The 24,059-nt window shown below is 64.2% G+C and carries 15 protein-coding genes, 2 tRNA genes and 1 pseudogene; 15 read left to right on the forward strand and 3 right to left on the reverse strand.

The window, feature by feature from the left end; translation table 11 throughout:
• Nucleotides 1-5: 5 nt before the first annotated feature.
• Nucleotides 6-3,959, forward strand: a complete 3,954-nt coding sequence (locus M1P90_RS36200; RefSeq protein WP_483705922.1) for an IPT/TIG domain-containing protein — start codon at nt 6-8, stop codon at nt 3,957-3,959.
• 177 nt (nt 3,960-4,136) lie between these two features.
• Here M1P90_RS36200 and M1P90_RS36205 read toward each other — a convergent pair.
• Both M1P90_RS36205 and M1P90_RS36210 read right to left on the reverse strand, forming a co-directional pair.
• A pseudogene (locus tag M1P90_RS36205) lies at nt 4,137-5,536 on the reverse strand (ISKra4 family transposase).
• Nucleotides 5,533-6,165 (reverse strand): plasmid pRiA4b ORF-3 family protein, encoded by a 633-nt coding sequence (locus M1P90_RS36210; protein ID WP_483705924.1) that lies wholly within the window; start codon nt 6,163-6,165, stop codon nt 5,533-5,535. Before M1P90_RS36210 ends, M1P90_RS36205 begins: the two are co-directional and overlap by 4 nt.
• Before the next feature lie 236 nt (nt 6,166-6,401).
• Here M1P90_RS36210 and M1P90_RS36215 point away from each other — a divergent pair, with 236 nt between their 5' ends.
• From M1P90_RS36215 to M1P90_RS36225, 3 genes are all read left to right on the forward strand, one after another.
• Nucleotides 6,402-7,649: an RNA-guided endonuclease InsQ/TnpB family protein gene (locus M1P90_RS36215; protein WP_483705926.1), complete on the forward strand. Its 1,248-nt coding sequence runs from the start codon at nt 6,402-6,404 to the stop codon at nt 7,647-7,649.
• Between the two features lie 566 nt (nt 7,650-8,215).
• Nucleotides 8,216-8,289: transfer RNA gene (locus M1P90_RS36220), tRNA-Ile, on the forward strand.
• Nucleotides 8,290-9,141: 852 nt separating this feature from the next.
• On the forward strand, nt 9,142-9,501 hold the full coding sequence (locus M1P90_RS36225; RefSeq protein WP_483705928.1) for a hypothetical protein: 360 nt from the start codon (nt 9,142-9,144) through the stop codon (nt 9,499-9,501).
• Between the two features lie 198 nt (nt 9,502-9,699).
• Here M1P90_RS36225 and M1P90_RS36230 read toward each other — a convergent pair whose 3' ends face one another.
• Entirely contained in the window at nt 9,700-10,086 is a 387-nt protein-coding gene (locus M1P90_RS36230; RefSeq protein ID WP_483705930.1) for a hypothetical protein, read from the reverse strand.
• Nucleotides 10,087-10,310: 224 nt separating this feature from the next.
• On the opposite strand from M1P90_RS36230, the gene M1P90_RS36235 reads away from it, so the two are divergent.
• The 11 genes from M1P90_RS36235 (at nt 10,311) to M1P90_RS36285 (ending at nt 23,922) form a co-directional block, all read left to right on the forward strand.
• Nucleotides 10,311-11,426, forward strand: coding sequence for a permease (locus M1P90_RS36235; protein ID WP_483705932.1), 1,116 nt, complete (start codon nt 10,311-10,313; stop codon nt 11,424-11,426).
• 4 nt (nt 11,427-11,430) lie between these two features.
• Nucleotides 11,431-13,350, forward strand: a complete 1,920-nt coding sequence (locus M1P90_RS36240; RefSeq protein WP_483705934.1) for a hypothetical protein — start codon at nt 11,431-11,433, stop codon at nt 13,348-13,350.
• The gene (locus M1P90_RS36245; RefSeq protein ID WP_483705936.1) at nt 13,347-14,378 is read left to right on the forward strand and encodes a hypothetical protein; all 1,032 of its coding nucleotides are present in this window, start codon (nt 13,347-13,349) and stop codon (nt 14,376-14,378) included. The genes M1P90_RS36240 and M1P90_RS36245 overlap by 4 nt, the downstream gene beginning before the upstream one ends.
• Nucleotides 14,379-14,736: 358 nt before the next feature.
• Nucleotides 14,737-15,156: a hypothetical protein gene (locus M1P90_RS36250; protein WP_483705938.1), complete on the forward strand. Its 420-nt coding sequence runs from the start codon at nt 14,737-14,739 to the stop codon at nt 15,154-15,156.
• Between the two features lie 209 nt (nt 15,157-15,365).
• Entirely contained in the window at nt 15,366-15,731 is a 366-nt protein-coding gene (locus tag M1P90_RS36255; RefSeq protein WP_483705939.1) for a hypothetical protein, read from the forward strand.
• Between the two features lie 630 nt (nt 15,732-16,361).
• Nucleotides 16,362-16,436: transfer RNA gene (locus M1P90_RS36260), tRNA-Met, on the forward strand.
• A gap of 1,500 nt (nt 16,437-17,936) precedes the next feature.
• Entirely contained in the window at nt 17,937-18,197 is a 261-nt protein-coding gene (locus M1P90_RS36265) for a hypothetical protein (RefSeq protein ID WP_483705941.1), read from the forward strand.
• 202 nt (nt 18,198-18,399) lie between these two features.
• Nucleotides 18,400-19,260 carry a tyrosine-type recombinase/integrase gene (locus tag M1P90_RS36270; RefSeq protein WP_483705943.1) on the forward strand — a complete coding sequence of 287 codons (861 nt, stop codon included), beginning with the start codon at nt 18,400-18,402 and terminating at the stop codon, nt 19,258-19,260.
• A 159-nt stretch (nt 19,261-19,419) separates the two neighbouring features.
• Nucleotides 19,420-20,106, forward strand: coding sequence for a hypothetical protein (locus M1P90_RS36275; protein ID WP_483705945.1), 687 nt, complete (start codon nt 19,420-19,422; stop codon nt 20,104-20,106).
• A 38-nt stretch (nt 20,107-20,144) separates the two neighbouring features.
• On the forward strand, nt 20,145-21,890 hold the full coding sequence (gene mutL / locus M1P90_RS36280; protein WP_483705947.1) for a DNA mismatch repair endonuclease MutL: 1,746 nt from the start codon (nt 20,145-20,147) through the stop codon (nt 21,888-21,890).
• A 361-nt stretch (nt 21,891-22,251) separates the two neighbouring features.
• Complete coding sequence (locus M1P90_RS36285) at nt 22,252-23,922, forward strand: hypothetical protein (protein ID WP_483705949.1); 1,671 nt, start codon at nt 22,252-22,254, stop codon at nt 23,920-23,922.
• The last annotated feature ends 137 nt before the right edge of the window (nt 23,923-24,059 follow it).

Raw genomic sequence — 24,059 nt, forward strand, 5'->3', positions numbered from 1 at the left:
CATCGATGAGCCTGCGATCCACTCGAACCAGCCGACGCGTTCTCGCGCTGCTGTGCATCACGGCCCTCCTTTTGTCGCCCCACCGATCATCGCAGGTGCGAGCGGCGCCTCTGGCGGGCCCACAGCAAACACAGACAATGGGAGCTACGGTACCCACACCACAGGCGCACTTTGGCAACGCCGTAGCAATCGATGACTCCTTCGCTGTCGTCGGCGCGGAAGCCGATAGCGCCACCGGGACGGAACGCGGCTCTATCACCATCTTTCGTCTCAACAATGGGCAGTGGGAAACCGGGCCGACATTCTACGGCGAGTTAGACCATAGTTTTTTCGGGCATGCTGTCGCGATCAGCGGAAGCACGATTGTGGTCGGCGCCTATCGTCACAATCCCGGATTCTATTCTCCCCCCTCAGGCGCCGCCTATGTCTTTCGGCTCAATGGTACGAACTGGCTCGATGCTGCCAGCTGGCAGCGCACGCCGCTCCTGCCCGACGTCCCCTCACAGGCAGGAAACTTTGGGAATGCGGTCGCCATTTCCGGCGACACCATCGCGGTTTCCCAGCTCGGCATAGCAGATGATTCGGGTTCCTTGAACAACGGTGCCGTCACGATCTACGACCGTGTCGGCACTGACTGGGCGCCCGAGCCGGTGAAGGTCCGCCCACACGCTGGCGCTCAGGCTACTCATTTTGGCGAATCGATCGCGCTCGAGACGCACACGCAAGATCCTGACGATCCGATGGCGGATACACTGGTCGTCGGCGCGCCGGAGGAGACCACGCTACCTGGTAGTGCTATTTCCCGAGATGGCGCGGTCCATGTCTTCACGCGGACAGGCTCAAACTGGGCCGAACAACCGCGCCTGGTCGACCCCGACCAGCCGATCACCAATGGCGGCTTTGGCAGGGCAGTAGCGCTGGAGTCTGGCGTGATCGCCGTTGGGGAAGCCGGTTGGAATATGAATACGCCGATTGACACTGTCTCCGGCGGCTTTGTTCATATCTTTCTGTATCGGGAGGGGTCTTGGCGCCACACGTCGAGGTTGCTGAGCCCTGATCCATATCCACAATCAGCCAACTTTGGCTGGTCGGTCGCACTCTCCGGTGGAACGCTCCTGGTTGGCGACCCGGCTGACGCGGGCAACGGCGCGGCGTTCATATTTACCTTCAACGGCCTCAGTTTCAATTATTCGGCGACCCTGGCGCCTACCATGGATTCAGTGAGTACCTACGGCTGGGCAGTCGCATTTTTACGCGATCCGCTTCAGCCCCATGCGGACGCATTCGTCGGTATGCCCCAGACCGCGAACCAAGGGGTGGCCTCGGCGGGTCTCGTCGACGCCGTCGATGTGGCGCTGCCATTCAACGGGAATGTGGTCACGCAATTGATCGTGGAGACGGTCCATGGTATCGATCCCGACGTCATCGAAGGGCCGACCCAGGGCAATCCTGATTTCTACGCCAAGATTACGGTGAACGGTCAGTCCCATCAGACCAAGCCAAAGGATGGCATGAACGATCTCCGGTTGACCGACTGGTTCGGGGAAGCCACTGTCGATCTCGCAACCACGACAGATATTGCGGCAAATCTGCAGCTATGGGACGATGATGGATTCCTCGGCCTCGACTTCGGCGATGACCAGATCGACATCAATCCACAGCCAGGTTTGCGCGACATCAACCTTGATATCGATCTGCTCACCTGCGCCATCACAGGCGATCTGGGCGACACGCCCGATCCGACGTGTGCGGGGCTCCTGAAAGGCCAGGGCGATGAGGCGAAGAAGGCCGAGATCACGTACCGGGTGCATCGGCAACCGCCAACCAGCGAACTCCGCGGCGTTGTGCTCGATCGCTTAGGGAGTCCATTTGGCGGTCTGAAGGTGGCCTTGGTCGACAACCTAACAAGCAAAACGATTGCGATCGATGAGACGACCGAGCAGGGCGAGTTCTCGTTTGAACACAAGGTGTTGCCGGGGCGGGTGATGCGCGTCGAGCTTGCTGAATGTCCCGTATGCGCTGTGCAGCACGTCACAGCGGGATATGGCGGCATCCGCCCGGTCATCCGCAACGGGAACACGTTGCTCCCACCGTGCTCGCCGCCCCAGTGCGGCTACGCGCCGCTAACGTTGCGCCTTAGCACACCGCTTGCAAGCGACCGGCCCCAGATCGACCAGGTGACGCCAAATCAGATGCTGACCGCAGTGCTTAAGCCGATCACAATCGAGGGGCATAACTTTCATTCAGGGGCGAGCGTTTTGATAAATGGTTTCCCAGTAGCAAGCGCACAACGACAAAGTAGTACAACGATCCTGGCAACGCTGCCTTCTGGCCTTAAAGCTGGCAGCTATGCTCTCACGGTCGTCAACCCTGACAGCCTGCGGATGACGCTGCCGACTGCAATTCAATTAATCGATCCGCAGATAGCGTTTACACCCAAGTTAGATGGCTATCGATTCGCCAATGACGGCAGTGGTAAACCAGAAGACCTGACGATCATGAGCATGCGCGATATCTTTGGCGACGTCATTTGCCAATCTTTCATCCAAGGGCAATGTCAACTAAAGAAGCCTTTCGAGGATTGGTGGAAAACGCAGGCAAGCGATATTCCGAATGGACTCTGTTATGGTATGGCTGTGACCAGCATGCGGCTTTTCCGTGAACTCGACCAGCCAGGGATGTTCGAGGATCAGGCTACGAAAACTCACGATCTGCACTTCGACTCGGTACGTCAGTACCTGGCGTCATACCAAATTCGCCAACTAGCGAATCCGGCGTATCAGGCGCGCCAAGACTCAAGTTCTCATACGCCAGGACGGATACTACAGGATCTCAGCCTCGCCCTCGCACAAAACGCATCAAACGTCGATGCAACCCTGGATATCTGGTATCAACCGAAGCAAGAAGAGAAGCCAGAAGAGTGGGTTGGACATACACTGACACCATACGCTGTGCAGAGTCGTGGTGACAACATATTCTGGATTCAAGTCTATGACCCAAATTTCCCCGACAGTGTGGATCGCCATGTTATCATCGATGCGACAGCTAACACTTGGTTCTATGACACCGGGCAAGGTATATGGCAAGGGGGAGCGAAATCAACTCTCGACCTGATTGAGGTGATAAAGAATCAACCGCCTATGCAATGCCCCACATGTGGCAGCAGTGATTCTCCCAAGAGCGCGGCCATCACCTCGCGGGGCGATGCGCGCATCTTGATCACCGACTCACTCGGGCACCGGATCGGAGTCGATAGCAATCAAGAATATGACGAAATCCCTGGAGCCTCTCAGCGCCGCTTTGTATTTGGTATCCATCAATCTGGCCCAATCAGCTACGATCTACCCACGGATTCCGCCTATACAGTGCGGCTGGACGGACGCGCGCTGACGACGACGACCGATATCGATCTTTCACAGTTCGGCCCCGGCTACGCGGTTACTGTCGACGGCGGGTCGCTCGTCCCCGGCCACCAGCACCAGGTGATGATCGGCCAAGATGGAACCACTATCGGCTATCATGCCGACTCTGCGGCTGAGGCGAATCTCACCATAGCTTTAGATTCCCCGCCGGCGCGAGGCGCCCTGTCGGCTGCTCCTGCAGCCAGTTACTCCCTGAGCATCCAGAGCGCCGATATTGGTGCGGGCCAAACAGTGACGATGACAGTCGATACTGATCGCGGTGAGCTCCACTTCAGCAATGCGCTGGCAGGCGGCGGGAGCTACGGGATTGATATCATGCGCGTCGACGCGACTGGAGAGCATCACTACCAGCACGCGATCATTAATATCGGGGCGGGGGCGAGCCATATCATCGACTATGCAGCCTGGGATGGACGAGGTGCGCTAAGCGTCCAGGTTGATGCACACAGCGATGGGAGTGTCGATCAGATCATCAGCGCAGATAATGAGGTCCAAGTGTTGCAGCGAGTAATTTATCTGCCACTGATGCGGCGTTGAGATAGCAGTTCTGAATCGGGGGTTGGCAAGATTTTCTGGCGACCATGCACCTCCCCTGCGAGCCTGCCGATTCTCGCACACCGGTGCGCTAGGCAGCGGCGTCGAGCGGTACGGCCGACCGGGCCAGCCTCAATGAATGCTGAGCGTCTTGAGAGACCATTTCAAAGTGGGGGCTAGCTACGCCGCCAGGGCTGCTGAAACATCTGTGCTGGGTATCGCCGGGTACCAGCGCTCGAAGGTTGGCCGTAGATCCGCATTCAACACCTGGGCTCGCACCTGCAACAGCAGATGGGCGCCCTTCTTCGTCCAACGCATCTGCTGCTTCTTGACGAAGCGCTTGCTGATCACCCCACTTCACCGTCGACTCGACAAACGCGGTCGAGATCACCTCGCCATACCGATAGCGGTCGCCGTAGTTCGGAATGAAGTCCTCGTTGGCTGTGATGTAGGTGTGGAATTCCGCCACCGTCTTGGCGAGCTTGCGGCTTGCCGGCACTTCCTGGTCCAGGTCTTCCAGCTCCCACTGGACTCCCTCAAGCACCTGGAGCGCCCGAAAAACGTTGCCGTGCCAGAGGTACCACTTAAGGCGCTCCAGTTCGTCGTCCAGTTTCGCCAGATCGTGATCGGGAACACTCGCAATCAGCTCCTTGAGCTGTTGCCGCAGCACGGTGATGCGCATCGTGATGTGGAACCAGTCCAGCAGGTGCTCGGCCAGCACCCTCAGGTACAACTGGAGATCGCGCACGGTGTCGCCACCGTCAGAGAAGAACGTGATCGCCTGATTCATCTGTAGTCCCTGGGCCTTGAGCAGCTCGGCCAGCCTCCGCTTGGGTTTGATGTCGTAGCTGGTCACAAAGCCAAAGCACTTGGCATCGCCATCGGTCGGCACGCTCTTGCCGACAATCAGTTCGAACCAACCCGCCTTGCTCTCTGTCGCCATCCCGAGCGTGGATGTAGCCGCCGTCAATGCCGACGGTCAGCGGCCCCAGGGGCCGGGGTAGCGCATCCCAATCGCGCACTCAGCCCTCGATAAAGAACGGCTGCTCGTCGCCAAGTTCATTCTCCAGTCGCTCGGCCACCTGCTGCGTATGCCGATAGATCGTGGCGCGGTTCGCCTGGAGTGGCAGCACCTCGGAGAGCACGTCGACGGTGACCCCAAACGGCAGCAGCGCCGCCCACCTGGCTTCCAGATAGCATCGTTCGGGTGTCGTCCGCTCCACCAGGCGCTCCGCCAGCGGGCTGCTACTGCCTGGGCTGTCGGCTGGCTGACAGGCGCAGCGCCTCAAGCGTGGGCTGTCGAGCCGCAGCGTGCCGAACAGCGAGCGCACCACAATCTGGTGATGGCCCTTGCACTGACGCGGTGCGCCACAGGCAGGGCAGGTCTGCTGAGCTGTAGTGTAGCTGGCTGCCTGCTGGGCAACCATACTCTCCTGCACGCCGGCCAGGATCGCCTTTCCCTCGGCCAAGCTCAGGCCGAGGGTCTCCTCTGTCAGTCCCTCGCGCTCAAGGGCGGCCACCTCGGTCACGACCTTGGACCCATCCCCTGGCTCGATAACGAGCTGCACCGTGAGCTTCATGCGCACGCCTCCGTTTCGGACGTGACCATTTGGTCGTGTCGCAGCTGCTGATTGATAGCGCGACGGTCGCAGCGATTGACAGACGCCCAGTACTGGAGCGTCCGTAGCTCGTCGTAGGGGTCGTGATGCGCGTCCGGGTCGTCGATGAGGGCCAGGAGGCGCTCGATCATGTGGAGCGGGTGATACTGCTGGCGCAGGGCGAGAAAAGCGTGGGGATCAGCACACTCCTCTGGTGGTGCGGCACGAGCGCCACCGACACACACGGGGTAATGGTGGCCTGGGGCTGCCGAGATGATCTGCTCGATGCGGATCTCGTGGCGCCAGGGGACGTGGAAGTTGTACTCGTAGTTGAAGCGCTCGCCCACTCGAAAGCGGAAATCAGCCAGGCGAAGGTGGTCGGGGTTGTCGGCAAAGCTGACCCCGCCGAGGTAGGCGATGCCGTAGTGTTTGCCGTGGATGATGAACTGATGGAGATGCGAGGCGCTCCAGCCGAAGGCGATCTGGATGCTGGCGTGCAGCTCGGCGATGGTCGTCGCATCGGTAACGAGTAGCCGGCGCCAGATCATGGGGCTGATGCGGTCGAGCCGGATGCGGAGTTGGTAGACAGCAGAGGAGTCGAGGGTGGACATACAGCACCTCGTAGCAGAACGCGGTTAACTAGGATGCCGTGCTGAGCAGGAAAAGGGGGGATAAGCACGACCGAGAGATTATACCGGAAACGAGTATTGCGACGTTGCCCCGGTTTGAAATGGTCTCGTCTTAATGGGATGGCGCTACGGCATCTTCCCTGCGGCCCGAAACTTTACGCCGCACCCTGACGCATCAAATCGCTTGAAGTAGAACATCTTTTCTGCTATACTTGGGCATGGCCTACAAAATCGCCGCCACCACCAACACTGTCCAAATCATCGCGTTGCGCCATCTCCCTGCGGACACGTTCGCCTTGTGCGACACGCTGCGGCGCGAGGCCGGCCGCTGTTGGAGTGCTCTCGTACAGGCCCATATCGCCGCTCGCGATCAAGGAGTCTGGCTGACGGAAGCTGATCTCAACGCCCTAACGAGGGGAGGGGTCTATGCGCTTCACTCGCAGAGCGCCCAGTTCCTTGTCCAGCAACTGCTGGCTAACGTGGCCACCACCCGCCACAACCGTGCCGCTGGCGATACTCAGGCCAACTACCCACACCACTCGAAGTCATTCCAAACAGTGGTATGGAAGGGGCAGGCAGTGCGGGTCGTGGACAGCACCCTCATCCTGCCAAACGGGCGAAAGCAGCGCGATCTGGTGTTGCCGCTGCCGGAGCGGTTCCGCGGCGCAACCATCCGCCAGGTCGCCTTGCTGTGGCGGGCTGATCACTTCGAGATCGCGCTCACTGTTGAGGAACCACCAGACCCGCCTACTCGCACCGACGGTATCACCGCCGGGGTCGACCTCGGCGAAATCAACGTCGCGACCATCGTCACCGAACGAGGTGACGCGCTGGTACTCAACGGGCGCTATTTGCGGTCGGTCAAGCGGCTGCGCAACAAACGGCACAGTACGCTCACGACGAAGCTCGCCCGCTGTCGGAAGGGCAGTCGCCGCTGGAAACGATTGACACAGCGTAAGGCTCAGGCATCGGCACAGTTCTATCGCCAGCAGCGTCACATTCTCCACACCGCAAGCCGTCGCCTGGCGGACTTCGCACGCCAGCACGGCGTGACCCGGCTGGCGGTCGGCGACGTGCGGGACATTGCAGATAGTGTGGACAAGGGTCGCAAAACCAACCAGAAGCTGTCCCAATGGGCGCGTGGCCAGTTTGAAGCCTATATGCGCTACAAGGCGCGTCGGTTTGGTTGCACCACCGACCACATTCCCGAAGACTACTCGACCCGGACATGCGCGGCGTGTGGGCATGTCCACTCCTCCGCACCACGGGGGCGGGTGTTCCGCTGCTCCGGCTGTGGTGCGATTGTCCACCGTGACGCCAATGGTGGTGCGAACATTTGCTCCCGCAGCATGTTCGGCTGCTATGGGCGCGTCCAGGTGCGGCAGACCACGTATCGACATGCGTGTCATGTCGTAGTGCCTCGGACACAGGCCAGGAGTGCGCCTCCTGTTGCTGCGCGGCGCTAACGCCGCCAGAAACCGCCCACTTTCAGCGGACGGAGTGTCACACAGCGGTCTGAGGCAGATTCCGACGGCCGGTACCAGAGGGAGGAGGTCGGCGTTCGAGCCGCCGGCAGAGCAGCGGCTCTGCTCGTCTAACTGGATAGGACACTTCCCGCTGCGGAGATCGGCGTTCGAGCCGCCGACGGGGCCGCGGCCCTGCTCGTCTAACTGGACAGGATACCGCCTTACGATCCCAGCGAGGCCACGATGGATACACCTGACGACGGCGGCTATGCCGCCTATGAGTGCCTGATGGCCGCGCTGAGCTTCGCTGAGATCCCCCACCTCCTTCCCCAATACCTTGTTCGGCGCCGACATCGTCGCGGAGCAAGCCACGTACCTCAAACGGTGGCTGCGCGCGACCCCCAGAAGAGCGATCTGCTGAGCGCCATCCGCTGGCGGCAACCGCGCTGGAGCAACTCGCCGGCCTCCGGTTCGACCGGGCAGAGGCCAATATGCGCAAAGCTGCGGTGCGTATCCACGCGCACCACGGCGACCTCCGGCTCCCGCCGCTATGACGGGAGCTACCTCGGGCGTTAGTGTAACAGGAACACGGCCGTCTTATAAACCGCAGTCCAAGGTGCAACTCCTTGACGCCCGACCATCGACAGCTATCGACACCGCAGTACGGTGTTAAACGCGCAGGGTGCATGGTAGACCATCGCTGGCCAGCGCGCCAGAGGAACTTCCCGACTGCTCGCCCAGCTCATACGAGCTGGAACACTACCTCCTGAAACAGCAAGGGAGGGCGCCGGCGCGCGAGTGCCCGGCGACGTAAGACGCCAACAGAAAGAACGTTCCGGCCGATGGCCCTCGGGCTCAGGTCAGGACTGAAACAGTCGGGGTAAGCGCCCGACAGCGCCGGCAGCAATGCCGACGGCTAGGGGACTGCGCTGGTGAGAGCAGCAAGGCCGGTGGGCCAGGCGCCCTCTGGGAGCCGCAAGGCGTTTGCACCAGAGAGTTTGGTCCGGCCGCCGCCGCGACGGCGAGGCGCGGTAACACCGCGCAAGCTAGGAACGGCGTCCGCGGGTCGCCCGTGGGCAGAGAGATGATGGTCCGTGACAGAATCGGGGGCATTCCATAGCACCAAAAAGGCCATCTGGGCATTGTCCCAGATGGCCTTTCTTTTTGATCTGGACACTGCTTGATGAGATCAAAGCCAAGCTGCTCGACCGCAACGTATAAGCGTTTCGGCGCGCCGGTGAGGGTTCGAGGACAGTCTGATGCCCGCGATTTTTCGCATGAAACATATAATTCTGCAATTTTTCGCACCGAGCGGTATATTTTTCGCATCAAAGCGCCTGCGCCGTGGCGATGAGGGGAACGCGAGAAGGCAGTTTGGATGCGCGATCTCCCCGATTCCTCCGTTCGCACCAAGCGATATAAAACGCCCTTCTATCTTTACATCGGAAGCGCAAGCGGTAGTATACTGCTGTGGCAGACAAAGCGATCCGCTATGAACGACGATCTCGCTCAACAGAAACCAGGTGCTGGGACGAGTGCCCCAACGCGTCGAATCAACGTCGCGCTTGACCAGGCGCTTCTAAGGCGCTGTGCGCCGTACGGAAGCCAGACCGAGGTGGTAGAGCAGGCCCTCCGCGCTTTTTTTGCGGCCCCCGACACGGCGGTGCCGCGAAGTACGGTGCTCAGAGAAACCGTCGGCACTACTTCGGTCGATCGGCAACTCATCATGGCCGTAAAGTGGTTCGCGCTCGATCGAGAGGTGGAGCGGGGGAGGCGTGTTTCACAGCGAGCGGTTATCGAAGAGATCGTCCGCGCCTACCTGGACGCGCGTGACGCGGAGTCCCGCGGTTAGATCCGCGCTGCGCTCAGGCATAATTCGGAGCCAGGCATGCATGCTGGCCGGGCGGCGTCGGCAAGATGCGGGGGCGCACACGCGCCCCGGCTTCTTTGGTATACTAGAGCAGCTTCACCGCACACAGTACCGCTGGTGACCATGCAAACGCAACCTGCCTCTGCCAGGCACACGAGAACAGTCGCCATCGATCGCGCATTAGTCCAGCGCGCCCAGGCCCGAGGAGCGCCGGCCGGCATTATCGAGGATGCGCTGCGCGCGTTTTTGGAGCGCCCCGACCTGGAAATTCCGCGCGAGCCGTTGACGGCTAAGGATCTCCGGGTCATACGCCTGGACTCGGATCTGCTGCTGCGAGTCAAGGGCTTTGCCCTCGATCAGCAGGCACGCCGTGGAAAGCGGGTGACCGTGCGCGCGATTGTCGAGGAGGTGCTCCGCGCGCGCCTCGATGCGCTGGATCAGGTCGCCTCTCCGGCGGGCGAACCATCGAGTGCGCCGCCGCATCCTCCCCAGGACGTCGCCTGACGCCGACTGGCCCCGCAGCTCCACGAGCCAGCAGCCGGAAGCTGGAAGCAGCAGCCTGTTCACGGACGTATCCTCGCCGCGTCTCGTGTGCCGCCAACACGAGCGTTAGGTGTATCATACGAATCGTCGGTAAGGGCATGCGTCCGATCAGGATCGGACGCATGCCCTCGTGACTTGTTTTCATTTTGCCGAGCTTCCGCAACGCTTGCTGGGTCGATCTGCTGGTACACTCTGCATACCACGCACGATATGTGCCGTGGCGATCGCTATGACCGGTGGGGGTGTGTATGACGGTTGCTTCGCTGTCGCGCCTGCGGCGTGACCTCACCCGACAAAATCAGGCCGCGCTCAAGGCATGTTTGCTGCTCTTTCTGCTCGCGCTGTTTCTGCTCGGCAGCCGGCTGCCCGCGGAGTATGCCAAAGTCGCCGCGGTGCAGTCGTCCTGGCGACCGGAGGGGGCCGTCCCGATCAGCTTTTCGGATCGCTGGGAGGTGGCGCCGGACGCGCCGGCCGGCCTGGCGATCGCCTTGACGGCGCTGAACTTCTGGCGCGCCAATCTTCTTGGGATGACCTTTGGCCTCGCAATCGGCGGGGCGGCGCTTTCGCTGCTGCTGACGGCGCCCGCGGTCGAGCGAGCGCTGGGGCGGCGCGGCTTTGGCGGAGTGCTGCTCGGCGCGGTGCTTGGCGCGCCGCTTAATCTCTGCGCAAACTGCGCGGCGGTCACGAGCGAGGGCGCATGCAGCCGGACGCGCGCGCCGGAAGCCGCGTATGGGATCGTCCTGGGCAGCGCGCTGTGGAACATCGTCGGCCTGACCACGATCGCGACGCTGTTTCCGCGCCCGGTCGTGATCGCGCGCATCGTTTTCAGCGCCGCGCTGACCTTCGTCGCGCTCCCGCTGCTCAGCCGCGCCCTCGCGCACACGCAGACCCTCGATCCGGCCGGCGTGAACCTGGCCGTTCCTGTGGTGAGCTGGCGTGACGCTGGGGTGAACGCGCTCTACGACTGGTGGCGGAGCTGCGTGACGCTGGCTGGCCGGCTCCTACCGCTGATGATTGTTGCGACGCTGCTGGCCGCCACCGCCCGGGTGCTGGTCCAGCCGCTCTTTAGCCCGCTCGGTGGCGATACGCCCGACGGCATCATCGCGCTGGCCCTGGCCGGCACAATCGTCAGCATCCCGGTCTTGTTCGAGATCCCGCTGGCGATCATCGTCACGCAGCTCGGCGCGGGGGTCGGCGGTGTCGCCGCGTTGATCTGCACCGCGCCGTCGATCGGCATCTTTACCGTCATCATGATGGCGCGCATGGCCGGGTGGCGGCTGGCCGCGGCGCTGCTCGCGGCCACCTTCGTGCTCGGTGTCGCCGCGGGAGCGCTTGCGCACGCCCTCGCCATTTTCGGAGGCTAATCTAATGCTTCGCTCTCCACGCTTGATTGGCCTGCTCGGCGCGCTGCTGCTCGCGGCGCAGCTCGGTCTCGCCGCGCTCTGGTCGAGCGGCGCGGACCGCGCCGTCATTGGGATGGTTGCCGTGCTGCTCGGCGCGGGCGCGCTGCTGGCGATCCCCGCCGTGCGAAAGCGCCTGCCTCGCACGCGCTGGCTGATACTGGGGCTGGCCGGCATTCTGGTCATGTGCGGCGCGCCGGCGGCGCCCCAGCTCCTTCCGCTTGAGCCCGGCATCCTTGCGCCGCGCGTAGCGCCGCCTCAGGCCGCGATTCCCGAATATGCAGCGCACATGACGCGTGTCCAGGAATCGCTCAAGCAGGAGGTTCCGATCGTGATGCTGAACGAGGGCCTGGACGATGCGCAGCGGACGGCCCAGGATCTTGCACTTCACGATCCGCGCGTGCGCGCGAAGCTGCGCGCGACGAGCGGTGAGCCGCTGCGCAACGAGGTGTTTGACGTTCGCCCGGCCCGGCAGAGCGACATTACCGACGAGACGGCCGCGTGCCGGAGCGGCCGCTGCCTGCGGGTCGAGATCTATCACTACGCCGATAACAGCGCGACCGTCGCGATGGTCGACGTCGACACGCGCACGGTGGTGGCCGTCGCCGATCTGCCGCAAATGCAGCCGGATATTCCCAAAGATCTGGAACAGGCGGCGGTTCAGATCGCAGTCAGCGCGCCGGAGGTGGAGCAGGCGCTTGGGCGGAAGCCAAGCACCGAGCAGGCCACGATGGCCGAGATGAAAACCAGCCTGAACAACACCCGCTGCGAGCGCAGCCAGCACCTGTGCGTGGCGCCGACCTTCCTGGTGGGTGAGAAGGCGCTGTGGGCGATCGTCGACCTGACCGACGGCGTGCTGGTCGGCGTGCAGTGGACCAACCTCGGCGCCTCGCAGACGCCGAAAATCACGGAAAAGACCATCCAGGACAGCGCGATCATGGCGCAGCTCTGCGACCAGGTTCCCAGCATCGATCGCGATGGCTGGAAGCTGAGCTACATGCTCACCAGCTCGGACGGGCTCCGCGTCGCCGACGTGCGCTTCCGCGATCAGCTCGTGCTCCACAGCGCGAAGCTGGTCGACTGGCACGTGAGCTACTCCGGGAAGCAGGCGTTCGGGTACTCGGATGCAGTGGGGTGCCCGCTGTTCAGCACCGCGGCCGTGCCGGCGTACCAGCCGCCGTCGATCAGCGACCTTCGGGACGGCAAGGGGGTCGTCGGGTTCGCTATCGATCAGGAGTTCCGGCACCCGGGCTGGCCGCAGCCCTGCTCCTACAACTACCACTCCCGTTACGAGTTCTATGGGGACGGCCGCTTCCGCGTCGTCGCGGCCTCCTGGGGCCGCGGCTGCGGCAATGACGGCACCTACCGGCCGGTCATGCGGATCGATCTCGCCGGCGACCAGAACCACGTGGCGGCCTGGGACGGCGCCTCCTGGAAACCATGGAGCACCGAGCAGTGGACGCTCCAGACGGATACCACCGCCTACAATGCCGACGGATACTTGTTCCGTATCCTTGATAACGCGGGACAGGGCTTTTTTGTCGCCCCCGGCCACGGCCAGTACGCGCCGCCGCCGAAGAACGATCATGCCTACATATATGTCACCAGGCACCATCCCGAAGAAGGCGACGCCGATATGATCACCATCGGCCCATGCTGCAACACCAATGAGCAGCAGGGGCCCGAGAAATTCATCGGCGCATCGCCCGAGCCGATCGACGGCGCGCATCTGGTGCTCTGGTACACTCCGCAGCTCAAAAACAGCGACGCACCGGGGCAAGAAGCGTGCTGGGCCGACTCGCGGGTGACCGAGAGCGGCGTGTATGCGCCGAAGGTGTGGGCGTGCGAGGCCGGGCCGATGTTTGTCCCGGCAGGGAGCGGCCAATGAAAGGCACCTCTTCCAATCAGCCCAGGGGCGCGCGCACGACCCGCCCCCAGCCGCAGGGCCGTGAGGCGGCCGGCAAGCGCCCGCGCAGCCGGCCGCGGCGCGGCTTTCGCTGGTGGTGGCTACTGCTTGCGGCACTGCCACTGGCCGCGATCCTGGCGTGGTGGCTGCTGACCCCGCGCGAGTCCGCGCAGAGCCGCGCGCCCCTGGGCGGCGTGCTGTGCGGCGCGTTTCCACCGTTCGCCAGCGGACTGGGCTTCAGCCCACAGACCAACATCGACACCGGCGATACGCGGCGTCCGGGGTTGGCGCTGGTCGACAAAACCCGCCCGGAAGGCCAGCAGATCTACCAGCATCCCTCCTGGACCCGCGCCGGCTATCTTGGCGCCGCGGTGCTGGACGCGCGCGGGAACATCTATGTCGCGCCGACACCGCAGACGAGTTTGCTGCTCAATCCGCTGGGCCAGCAAAATAGAATCTACCGCGTCGATGCTCAGACTGGCGAGATGACTGAGTACGTCGCGCTGCCCGCTGCGGCGGAGGCGACCGAGACCAACCCGTTTGGCGTGCTCGGCCTGGTCACCGATTGCGACACCAACAGCCTGTATGCCAGCTCGGTCGCCGGGAGCACGCGCGAGCGTGAGGCCGGCCGGATTTACCGTATCGATCTCTCAAGCGGCAAGGTGGTCTCCCAGCTCGATGGCGTCGACGCCATCGGACTCGTGACCGGCAACACGCGCGGCGGGAAACGGCTCTACTTCGGCCGCGCGCGGATCGGCGATGTTGAATCGGTCGCGCTCGATAAGAACGGGAATTTCAGCGGCGCGCCGCAGCCGGAGTTCTCCATCGCGGATCGGGCGATAGACGGCGATGGCCGGGTGCGCCGGCTGAGCTGGACGCGTGACGGCGGTCTGGCCGTTGTGATCTCGCCATTTTCTTATACGCTCGCGCCGCCGACGAGTCGCCAGCAGCTTGTCTACCGCTACGATACCACTTCCGGCTCCTGGGTCGCCGCGGAAAGCGCGCTCTGAGCGGCGCAGCAGCCTTCCTAATCGCGCCGGGCAGCATGCGTACATATGCGGGTTTACACGATGCCAGTGCGCTAAAGCAGCGCATACGGCGCGTGCTTGCATGTTGGGACGCGGGAGCGCACTTCGCCTGCGCGGCGCTCCTGGCCACGCCAGGCGCGTCTGGGGGCATCTACGCACCGATCGCCAAAAATACGTCCGGGCTGCGTAGTGAAGGCTGGGTGCGGCTCATACGTTAGGCGGCCCAGGGCCATTCGTGACGAGGATCTTTCTATGCCGATCGGAGGTATGATCAGGGCTAGATAGTACAAGGCGCGTGCTGGCGAAAAGGCAATCTGCGCCAGCGCCCGCTGAGGACGGCATGATGGATATAAAACAGCTCCTCGCCGGTCTGAACATTTTGCTGGTTGACGACGAGGCGCTTGGGATAGACAGTGTGCTGACCCGCGTCGGCGCGCGCGTTGTCACCTGTTCGAGCATTGAACAAGCGCAGATGGAGTTGGGCGCGCACGCATTCCAGGTGGCGCTGATCGACCAGAATCTTGGGATGTCACGCGGTATCCAGCTTGCGCTCTGGCTTTACGAGCACCGGCCGGATGTTGTGCGCATCTCCCTGAGCGGCCGGAATGCAGATGATATTCGGCGCACGCTGCCGCCCGATAAGCCTGATCTCTACGCCGCCTACCTGGTAAAATCGATCGGCCCGCTGCAAATTGGCCGCGAAATCGCCCGTATCATGGCCGAGCGCCGCGCCGCTGACGCCTCCGATAGCCCTGCTTGAGGTTACGCCGCGTTCAGCCGGTATATCGCCGGCCGGCCTTGCGAAGGCGGCGTCCTGGCGCGTCCGGGTCCGTGCGGTGGACTCTGAAACTGGGCGCGATCTGACAGAAATGTCACCGGGCAGCGACAGAGACCCGCCTCAACGTGCGCTATACTATAGAAACCGAGCAAAAAATCAGTTGCGAGCGAGGCAGTATGCGCACGGTGGTTATGCCATGGCGCCGCCTGGACGCGGTCATGCGCAAGCGCGCCGGTCTGGCGGCAATCAGCGTCTTGTTTGTGGCCAGCACGGTCGATCAGTGGTGGCCGGAGTGGACGGTTGTTATGCTGGTGGCCGCCGCGGCGATCGCGTTGGCCTGGGGCTGGACGCGCCGCGCCTGGCAGGTGGATTGGCCGTGGGTCATGCCCGGAGAGCTGGCGCAGGCCGCGGCGGGCGCGCTGGTCACCCTCGCGCTGCTCCGCGCGCTCACGCCAGCGATCGGCTCGATCGCGATTGGCCTGGGGGTTGCCGCCGCAATCCTGTTTGGCGCCCCGTTTACCCGGTCCGGCGATACTCCTCTTCCCCCGCCTGCCTAATTCAGTGCTCAGAAGCATCCGCGCTGGTGTGAGTGGCCCGCCCAAGTCTCCACGGGCCGCTCGTATTTTCGCGCTCCAGTGCGGTAGGCTCGCCGTCAACACAATCTCACGGCGCTTTCACATTGCCACAACTTAACATTTTTGTGATTTAACATTTTCATTCCTTGACATAAAAACAAAATTGTGATAAAATCAGTCTGTACCGTGAGGCGCGCCTTTCGCGCCGGGGCAGGAACGTGAAGAACGGTTCAAGACCCGAAACCGTACCAGAAGCCCCACGCGGGCGATGCGGGCGGTGGACGTGCGGAGGTCACACGCAGAGCTGCACCGGGCAGGCGCGTCTCAGCGGTCACAGATACTCGCGGGCATCGGCACATTAAGAAAGCACTGTTGAACAATAGGCCAGGCGATCTACCTGGCACCCGCGCTGGCCGGCGGGCCGCTCCTGATGGAGCATCGGCCAGGCCGAGGGTATGTCTCTTCGGCACTGAGGGGCGTGTAGTTTAGCAGTTGGAACACCAGTCTGGTGCGGTGTGCTTCGATGCAACACGCTGGCGCGCCTTCCCGGGGCGACGACCAAGTGCCCGGCCGCTGGAGGATCGCTGGTGCAACTCCGGCACGCCTGTCTATCGCGGCGTGGAGCAGTGGCAGCTCGTCGGGCTCATAACCCGAAGGTCGGTGGTTCGACTCCATCCGCCGCCCCCATTCTCTGCTCCCGGAGCGACGCGGCTATCAGCCGCAGGGAGATGCTGCCGGCAGGCGCCGACAGGCGCTGTTCGGCCGGAGTCTGCGGTGACCGAGTCTTCCCGGTGAGCCGCTGTGGTGGGTGAGAGTCCCGCAGACGTAGTGCTACACGTTCACACAGCCGGGGAAAGCATCGGGACGGGGTGGTTCCGTCCCGCCGGCAGCATGATCGGCGCCTGGCCACCGCGGCCAGGCAGGACGGGCAGCGACGCTGATGGAGATCGCGGCCGCGATCGCCGCGGTTGCACGGCATCGCGCGCAAGGCACGCGGTGGGTTTGCACTGGGCCGGGGGCGTCGCCCTGTCCGGTACGGGGTGTGCGCGGCCTGTCTACACAAAGCCGTACGAAAGCGTGATGTTCGAGCTAATATTGTGCTATTAGCACAACATTAGCTCGCCATCCCGGATTTTCACCATCCGCCAGCGAGCCAGTAACAGGAGCGCTCGGGCCGGATGCGGTAGTCTGGGTCATCTTTTCCTTCTGGAGCGCGATCGCCCGCCGCGTCGCGCTGCCCAGCCCGGAGCGGCGGGATGTATGCGCTTGTAGCCTGAAACGCTTGGGTGGCGTCTGGCCTGATGGCACCCGAGGACAAGTTCTCGGTAAGGCGCCGGCGCGCGAGCGCCGGGCGCATCGGACGCGCCGGATTGGTGGTTGTGACGTGCTGCGCGCCAGCGGCTGCGGCCGCGCGCGGTGGAGTCGCGACAACGTGCCTGGTGCATCTCGACGTAGCGGTGGAGCTGTGTGTGGCCTCAGAGCCCCAACGCCTGCCGCGCGGCGGGAACAGTCGCGGGTGCGTGTGCCGCCGCAGTCGGCAATCACGGGCGCCGATGTTGGGGGTTCGATCCCCCTCCTGCGCACCACAACGGACGTCGCCGTTTGCGACGAACGCCGCGCGAGACGGCGAAGCTATGGGGAGTGAAGCCTAGACAGTCGCTGCTCTGGGATCTGGCCGCCGGCCGGGACGGGGTGAGGCCACGTTCCGTCACCCGCAGTCGCCAGCGCGAGGCTCCGCGCTGGTATCAACGGCAGGCCCTCAGAGAGGTGGACCGGGTTTGTTGGCGCCGCCCTACGGCGGTGGGGAACGTGAGCGGGCCGGAGGAATCATCACACACGCACGCGAGGTTGGGCAGTATTACTGTGACGCGGGACGGCGGCGGCGAGCCGTGCCAAAGCCGCACTCGACCACAGTGATACTGTTCGATCGGACGTGACGCGTGATGAGGAGACCGGCAGCGCAGCCGACTCCCGTGGGTTCAAAGCCCACCACCCCTCGCCACTTGTCTACCGCGCTTTGGGCAGTAATCAGGCAGGCCCAGCAGCTTTCGCTGCGAGACAGTGTCTCCTTGTTGGTTCAAATCCGGCAGCGCGGTATGCGCCGGCGTACGATGTGCGGGGCATCGTGGAAACGCGCGATCCCGAACCGGCCTCACGCCGGTCGCCGGCTCCAAAATTTGAGGTTCTATGACCACGCAGCCCGCGGTGACCTTCACGCAGGTCACGCAGTTTCGCGCCCCGGACGGCGCGATCGTCGAGTTCGAGCCGCTGAAGCGCGGCGCGGCGCCTGGATTTACCCACCGGGTGCGTGTGATCAAGGGCGGCAAGCTCGTCGGGGATGACTGGCTTTCCGACACGCACCGTGTCGGGCAGCGGACGGCGCGGTACTTCTACGAAAAGCACGCCAACGGCCGGTCACCCGCCGAGCTGGACGCGTTGGGGATCTAGCCCTTTCCGTCAGTACCCGCATGGGCCAAGGCCCGGCGGTTTGATGTTCGGATGCAGCCAGCGTGATCGAGGCTCATTTTCTCGCGAAAGGCGATGATTCTTGATGGCGGCTTGCGCCGCCGCCGCCGCTCGTATGGTACACTGGCGCCGACATCGCGCCGATCAATGCGCCTAGAGCGATTGATCAAGGTAAAGGACCCGTATGCAACAGCACATTGACACATTCCTCCAGCACCTGCAACAGGGCGGTGGTACGGCTGAGAACACACTCAGCGCCTACCAGACCGACCTGGGACAGCTTGTTGCGTTCATGCGCGAGCGCGGCCGGCAATCCTGGCCGGCGGTGACCTACGACGACCTGCTCGCGTTCCAGCTCCACCTTCGGGAGCGCGGCTACGCCGACTCGACGATCGCGCGGCGGACCGCCGCGGCCCGGTCTTTTTTCACCTTTCTTCACGAGCACGGCATTATCCCGGCCAACCCCACCGAGCAGATCGATACACCCAAGGTGACATACGCGCCCCCGCAGGCGCTGACGCCCGTGCAGGTCGACGCGCTCCTGGAGCTGCCGCTGCGCAACCCGACGCCGGAACGGATGCGCGACAAGGCGATGCTCGAACTCCTCTATGCCACTGGTATGCAGGTAAGCGAGCTGATCGACCTCAATCGCGCCGACGTTGACCTGGAGGACGGCACGGTGACTTGCCGCGGGCGCGGCGGCCGCGTCCGAACGCTCCCGCTCGGCCATGCGGCCAGTACCGCGATCGAGGAGTACCTCGACAATGCCCGGTCGCAGCTCACGCGCAATGCGCCTACCAGCCCGGCATTATTCCTTAACCATCGCGGCAAGCGGCTGTCCCGGCAAGGGATCTGGCTCATTTTGCAAGGCTATGCGCAGGAACTGGGCCTGGCCGAGCTGACGCCGCGCATGCTGCGAACCACTTTCGCCGCGCATTTGCTTCGCGACGGCGCGAAGGTGGACGATGTCCAGAAGCTGCTCGGCCACGCTGCCCGCACAAGCACCCAGCTCTACACGCAGGCGCTGGTCGAGGATGTCGGATAGTCCGGCAAGCGCGTCAACTCCTGCATGCCGGACTCCCTTGCACCAGGCCATGTTTGCATCACAATTTGACATAATTGTGATTATGTGATATAATCGATTCCTAGTTTACCGCATTCCAAAGCCACGAATAAGGTTTTGTGTTCGGGACGGACTTGCATCATGACTACCGACTCAGCCTACCCGCGCTCCCGCCCGGCGCCTCGCCGCCGGGCGCTACGCCTGCACTCTCCGCCACCCCCCGATCGCCCCTGGGAACACCTGACTGCCCAGCAGCGCCTTGCTCGCCTGCTGGCGGCAAACGCGCCGCTCGGGCACGACCTGTCGTCGCTGAGCATCGCCGAGACGCTGTATACGCTGAACGTCCGGTTTGGCGTCATTCCGGCGCCAAATCCCAACGATCCGCCGGCCAGCTATATGCAGGAAGTGGCGCGCGCGCTGCGGGCCGCGGCACGCGAGCATGGCGACATGCGCGGCGCCAGGGCGATCGAGAACGCGCTGGCCGACTTTAACCTCGGGATGCGACCGATGAACCAGGTGCCGCAGGGCTGGGAGCTTGTGCTCCCGAAAGGCATGCGGCGACCACCGGTGGATCTGCCGCAGGGCGCCTGGTATGTGGCGTCGTCGTCGACCGCGCGGCGCTGTTACCTGGTTCACCCTGGACTTGGCTGCGGCTGCACCGCGGCGCGGTGCGGCAACGAGTGCCGGCACGAGCAATTGATCCAGATGATCAGCACCGCGCGCGAGCGCTGGGAGATCGTGCTGGAGACGCTCGGCCTGGCGGTAACGCTGGAGCCGCGCGCGCTCGACCGAGTCGAGCCGCTTGCCCAGCTCCAGGCCACATGCTAAGCGCGCGGCAGCGCCTGCCGGAGCAGGCTTCGCCGACCATGCAGCGGCTCGAACAGCGCGTGTCCGACCAGCTTCGCGCTGGCGAGATCGTCGATCGGCCGGCCAGCGTCGTGCGCGAACTGCTCGACAATGCGCTCGACGCCGGAGCGACGCGCATCGCCGTGAGCATCACGGGCGGCGGCCTGCGAGAGGTGACGGTCGCGGATAACGGGTGCGGAATCGCGGCCGGCGACGTGGCCATGGCCTTCGAGCGCTACACGACCACCAAAGCCGGCGGCGCGGCAGACCCGCGATCAGGCACACTGGGCTTCCGCGGTGAGGCGCTGGCGGCGATCGCCGCCGTCGCTCAGGTGATCTGTGTCACGCGCGCCGCTGGCGCTGATGAGGCGGTGGAGCTGCGCGTCGCCGGAGGCGAAGTCCAATCGACAGCCATCGCCGCGCGCGAGTATGGCACGACGGTCTCCGTCCGCAACCTGTTCTATAACACGCCCGAGCGGCGGGCCTTCCTGCGCAGCGACCTCGCCGAAACGGCGGAGCTGGCGGCCGTGGTCGGCCAGTACGCGGTCGCGCATCCAGGCGTCCACGTTACGTTTGCCGTCGACGGCCGCAAACGTTTCTCTGCTGGCGGCGCGGGCTCGCTGCGGGCCACGATGGCGGATCTCTACGGCGACGACGTCGCGCGCGCGCTGCTTACGGTCGCGGCGGAGGCCGTGCAGCCGGCCGATGAGGAGGACGCTGCGGACGAGCCGGACTGGGTACGTATTGCCGGTCTTATTTCGCCGCCCGACCTCGGCCGCGAGTCGCGTGCCTGTATCTTCATCTCGGTCAATGGGCGCCCGATCCGACCGGACCGCCACCTCAGCGCGATCCTCAGCGAGGCATACCAGACGCTGCTGCCGCACGATCGCTACCCGATCATTGCGCTGCATATCGAGGCGCCGGCCTGGGCCGCTGACGTAGCTGGCCAGCCTGGAAAAACACGGGTCCGATTTCGCGACCCGGCGTTTGTGGGCCGCCAGATCGGGATCGCGCTCCACGCCGCGCTGCTGGAAGCCGCCGGGCCGCGCTGGCAGCGCCGCGGGCCATCAACTCCGGCAAGGGGCGCCGTGGCGCGCCATGATGCCTGGCCGTTTGAGCGCCCGGAGAACGAGCAGGCGCCGGCGTTGCCTGCCGATGATCAGCTACAAGATCGGGCCGCCGGGGCCGGCACACTGGACCTCACGCTGCTGCGCCCAATCGGTCAGCTCCATCAGCGCTATATCATGGCCGAGTCGGGTGTTGGCCTCGTGCTCATCGACCAGCAGGCAGCCGGCGCACGAATTCGCTATGAGCAAATCGGCGCTCAGTTCCTCGCCGGCGGTGTTCCGGGCGAGGCCCTGGAGATGGCGCGCGACGTCGTGCTGCCGCCCGCGGCGCATGCGCTGCTGCTCGCGCACCCTGAGTCGCTGTCGCGCTGGGGACTCCGCTTTGAAGACTGCGGACAGAGCCTGCGCGTGCTGGCCACACCGCATCTTCGTCTGGACCGGCTCGGCGCGACGCTGCTCGACGTGGCCGATCACCTGTCGCGGCGCGCCCTGCGCACGCCCGAGGAGATCCAGGAATCGCTCTTGACGACCCTGGCGGGCGCGAGCGCGGTCGGCGAGGAGCAGCTTCGGTCCGAACAGATGCGGGCCCTGCTCGATCAGCTTGCGCGCTGCAAGCAGCCCTGGACGTGCCCGCGCGGGCGCCCGGTCGTTCGAGTGGAAAGGATACAGCATATCGAGGCACTATTCGGCTACGCATAGCATGTGCCGCACCATCGCGTTCGCCCGGGCCGCGCATACGGCGCTCACGCCGCTAACGGCGTGACCAGATCACACTGGAGGCTCGGCCCGTGCGGCGCTGGCTCTTTCGCGCGGTCGCCGTACCGCGTAGCGCTCCCCCGCGAGGCGCGTCAGAAGGAGCCGCCCGCCGCATCCCCGCACCGCCCCCGTATGCTTTGCCGCGTGCGGGGGCAGCTTTTCTCCGCCGTCTGTGCGCCGACATTTTCACATTTTCACACGATACCAATTTCACAGGATACCAATTTTGTTACTTGACAACAGTATCATAATATGATATAACTTAAAGTAGTTACAACGTACCACTCATCGCAGGAGTACATCGATGACACAGCCAGCTACTACCTCAGCAGCCGCCAGTGGCGGCAATCTGGTCGCTTTTCTCGGCGGTGTCGCCGTTTCCGGCGGCGCGCTCTACAAGATCGAAGTTCGCCAGGTAGGCCAGACCTACGAGGCTCGCGCCTTCAGCGCGGCCGCGGGCGCGGCGTTTACCGACCAGGGCGTCGTCAAGAACGGCGCGCTGGTCGATGTGCTGCGCGCGGCGCACAAGAAGTTCGGCGACAAGCTCAAGCCGGCCCGCCCGCGGGTCTACACCAACCCGTTTCCCGGCACGACCAGCACCATGCAGACCGGCCAGTTAGGCCCCATGGCAAGCAGCGATCTGCCGATTCACCGCCTGGTCTGGCAGGTGGGCCGCAGCCTCGACACCCTGCCCATCGCGCTGCACTCGCAGGCAATGATCGTCCCTGGTGCGGCGCAGAGCGCTCAGCCGGTTGCTGCTCCAGCGCCAGTGGCTGCGACACCCGCGGCTGCGGCGGCTGCTCCGACGGCTGCCCCCGCGCCGGTTGCCGCCTCCACCCCAAATCCCACGGCGGCTCCCGCGCCGGTCGCGGCGCCCGCGGCAGTGGCGCCCGTCGCCGCGATCCCTGCCGACGGCTTCCCGTTCCCATTGATGATCATCAACCCGAACGATATTCGGAGCGAGGCCGATCTGCGAGCCACCATCACCGACAACTCGTGGGTCTGGACCGAGAAGAAGGAAGGCCACCGCCTGCTCGCCGGTAAGACGCCGGACGGCCGAATCGTCGGCAAGACCAAGTCCTGGCGGAGTGTCGAGGTCCCGGCGGAGATCGCCGCAGTCTTCGCGCACCTGGCTCCCGGCACCTGGCTGGACGGCGAGCTGCTGGCCGAGGACGACCACGGCCGGGCCGGACTCTACGCGGGCGGTGCGGCGGTCCATCAGCGCTATTACGTCTTCGACGTGATTGCAACGCCGCTGCTGCCAAACACGCCGACACACTGGTACGACTCGCGGCTAAACGCGTTGCGCACGATCGTCAAGGGCCTGGGTCAGCAGGACGTGGTGCGGATCATTCCGACCGCGGTCGGCGCGGCGGCCAAGCAGCGGATGCTGCGCGAGGTGCGGGAGCGGAACGGCGAAGGCTTCGTGCTGCGGAAGAACGGTTCACCCTATGTTAACGCGCGCCCGAACACCTGCCTCCGCTGGCGCGACCGCGCCCGCGAGGCCGACGTGGTCGCGATGATCTACGACCCCACGAGAGGCGCCTGGGGCTTCACTGATGGGATCGGCAAGCAGACCGGCATGGTCGCCGCGATCGAGGTCGGCGTGTTTAACGAGCAGGGCGTGCTTTGCTCGCTTGGCGAGCTTGGCAGCGGCTGGTCCGACGCCGATCGGCGCGACCTCCAGGCGCGCTGGGACGCGGCGCGGGCCGATCTGGCAGCCGTGGGGCAGGCAGCGGGCGCGGCAGGCGTCAGCCAGAGCGATATGGACGCCTTCCTGGCGCGGCACCGCTTCGTCGTCCGGGCGCACTGCATGGGGTTGTCCTTCAACGGGAAGATGATTCGCGCCTCTGCGGTGCGCGGCGCGAACGGCTCGCCGATCCGTCCGGCAAACGACAAGCAGCCTGCTGACTGCACGTTCGAGAGCGAGGGGCTGGAGGTGGTCGAGGCCGCACCGATGGACAAAGCCGCGTAAATTGGCACACGGCGGATCTGGGATAGTTCCTAAAAGTATAGCGTTGTATGACACTATGCTCATGGAGCTACCAGCGGGCGTGAGCAATCACGCAGCAGTTCATCAGATGATCACACCTTTGGATGTTTGCTCCAGTC

Source organism: Kouleothrix sp. 19917, assembly GCF_057073505.1.

Excerpts from the sequence above, each read along its gene's own strand:
- M1P90_RS36200 (WP_483705922.1), top strand. The coding sequence starts at position 6 with ATGAGCCTGCGATCCACTCGAACCAGCCGACGCGTTCTCGCGCTGCTG.
- M1P90_RS36210 (WP_483705924.1), bottom strand. The coding sequence starts at position 6,165 with ATGTCCACCCTCGACTCCTCTGCTGTCTACCAACTCCGCATCCGGCTC.
- M1P90_RS36215 (WP_483705926.1), top strand. The coding sequence starts at position 6,402 with ATGGCCTACAAAATCGCCGCCACCACCAACACTGTCCAAATCATCGCG.
- M1P90_RS36225 (WP_483705928.1), top strand. The coding sequence starts at position 9,142 with ATGAACGACGATCTCGCTCAACAGAAACCAGGTGCTGGGACGAGTGCC.
- M1P90_RS36235 (WP_483705932.1), top strand. The coding sequence starts at position 10,311 with ATGACGGTTGCTTCGCTGTCGCGCCTGCGGCGTGACCTCACCCGACAA.
- M1P90_RS36240 (WP_483705934.1), top strand. The coding sequence starts at position 11,431 with ATGCTTCGCTCTCCACGCTTGATTGGCCTGCTCGGCGCGCTGCTGCTC.
- M1P90_RS36245 (WP_483705936.1), top strand. The coding sequence starts at position 13,347 with ATGAAAGGCACCTCTTCCAATCAGCCCAGGGGCGCGCGCACGACCCGC.
- M1P90_RS36250 (WP_483705938.1), top strand. The coding sequence starts at position 14,737 with ATGATGGATATAAAACAGCTCCTCGCCGGTCTGAACATTTTGCTGGTT.
- M1P90_RS36255 (WP_483705939.1), top strand. The coding sequence starts at position 15,366 with ATGCCATGGCGCCGCCTGGACGCGGTCATGCGCAAGCGCGCCGGTCTG.
- M1P90_RS36265 (WP_483705941.1), top strand. The coding sequence starts at position 17,937 with ATGACCACGCAGCCCGCGGTGACCTTCACGCAGGTCACGCAGTTTCGC.
- M1P90_RS36270 (WP_483705943.1), top strand. The coding sequence starts at position 18,400 with ATGCAACAGCACATTGACACATTCCTCCAGCACCTGCAACAGGGCGGT.
- M1P90_RS36275 (WP_483705945.1), top strand. The coding sequence starts at position 19,420 with ATGACTACCGACTCAGCCTACCCGCGCTCCCGCCCGGCGCCTCGCCGC.
- mutL (WP_483705947.1), top strand. The coding sequence starts at position 20,145 with ATGCAGCGGCTCGAACAGCGCGTGTCCGACCAGCTTCGCGCTGGCGAG.
- M1P90_RS36285 (WP_483705949.1), top strand. The coding sequence starts at position 22,252 with ATGACACAGCCAGCTACTACCTCAGCAGCCGCCAGTGGCGGCAATCTG.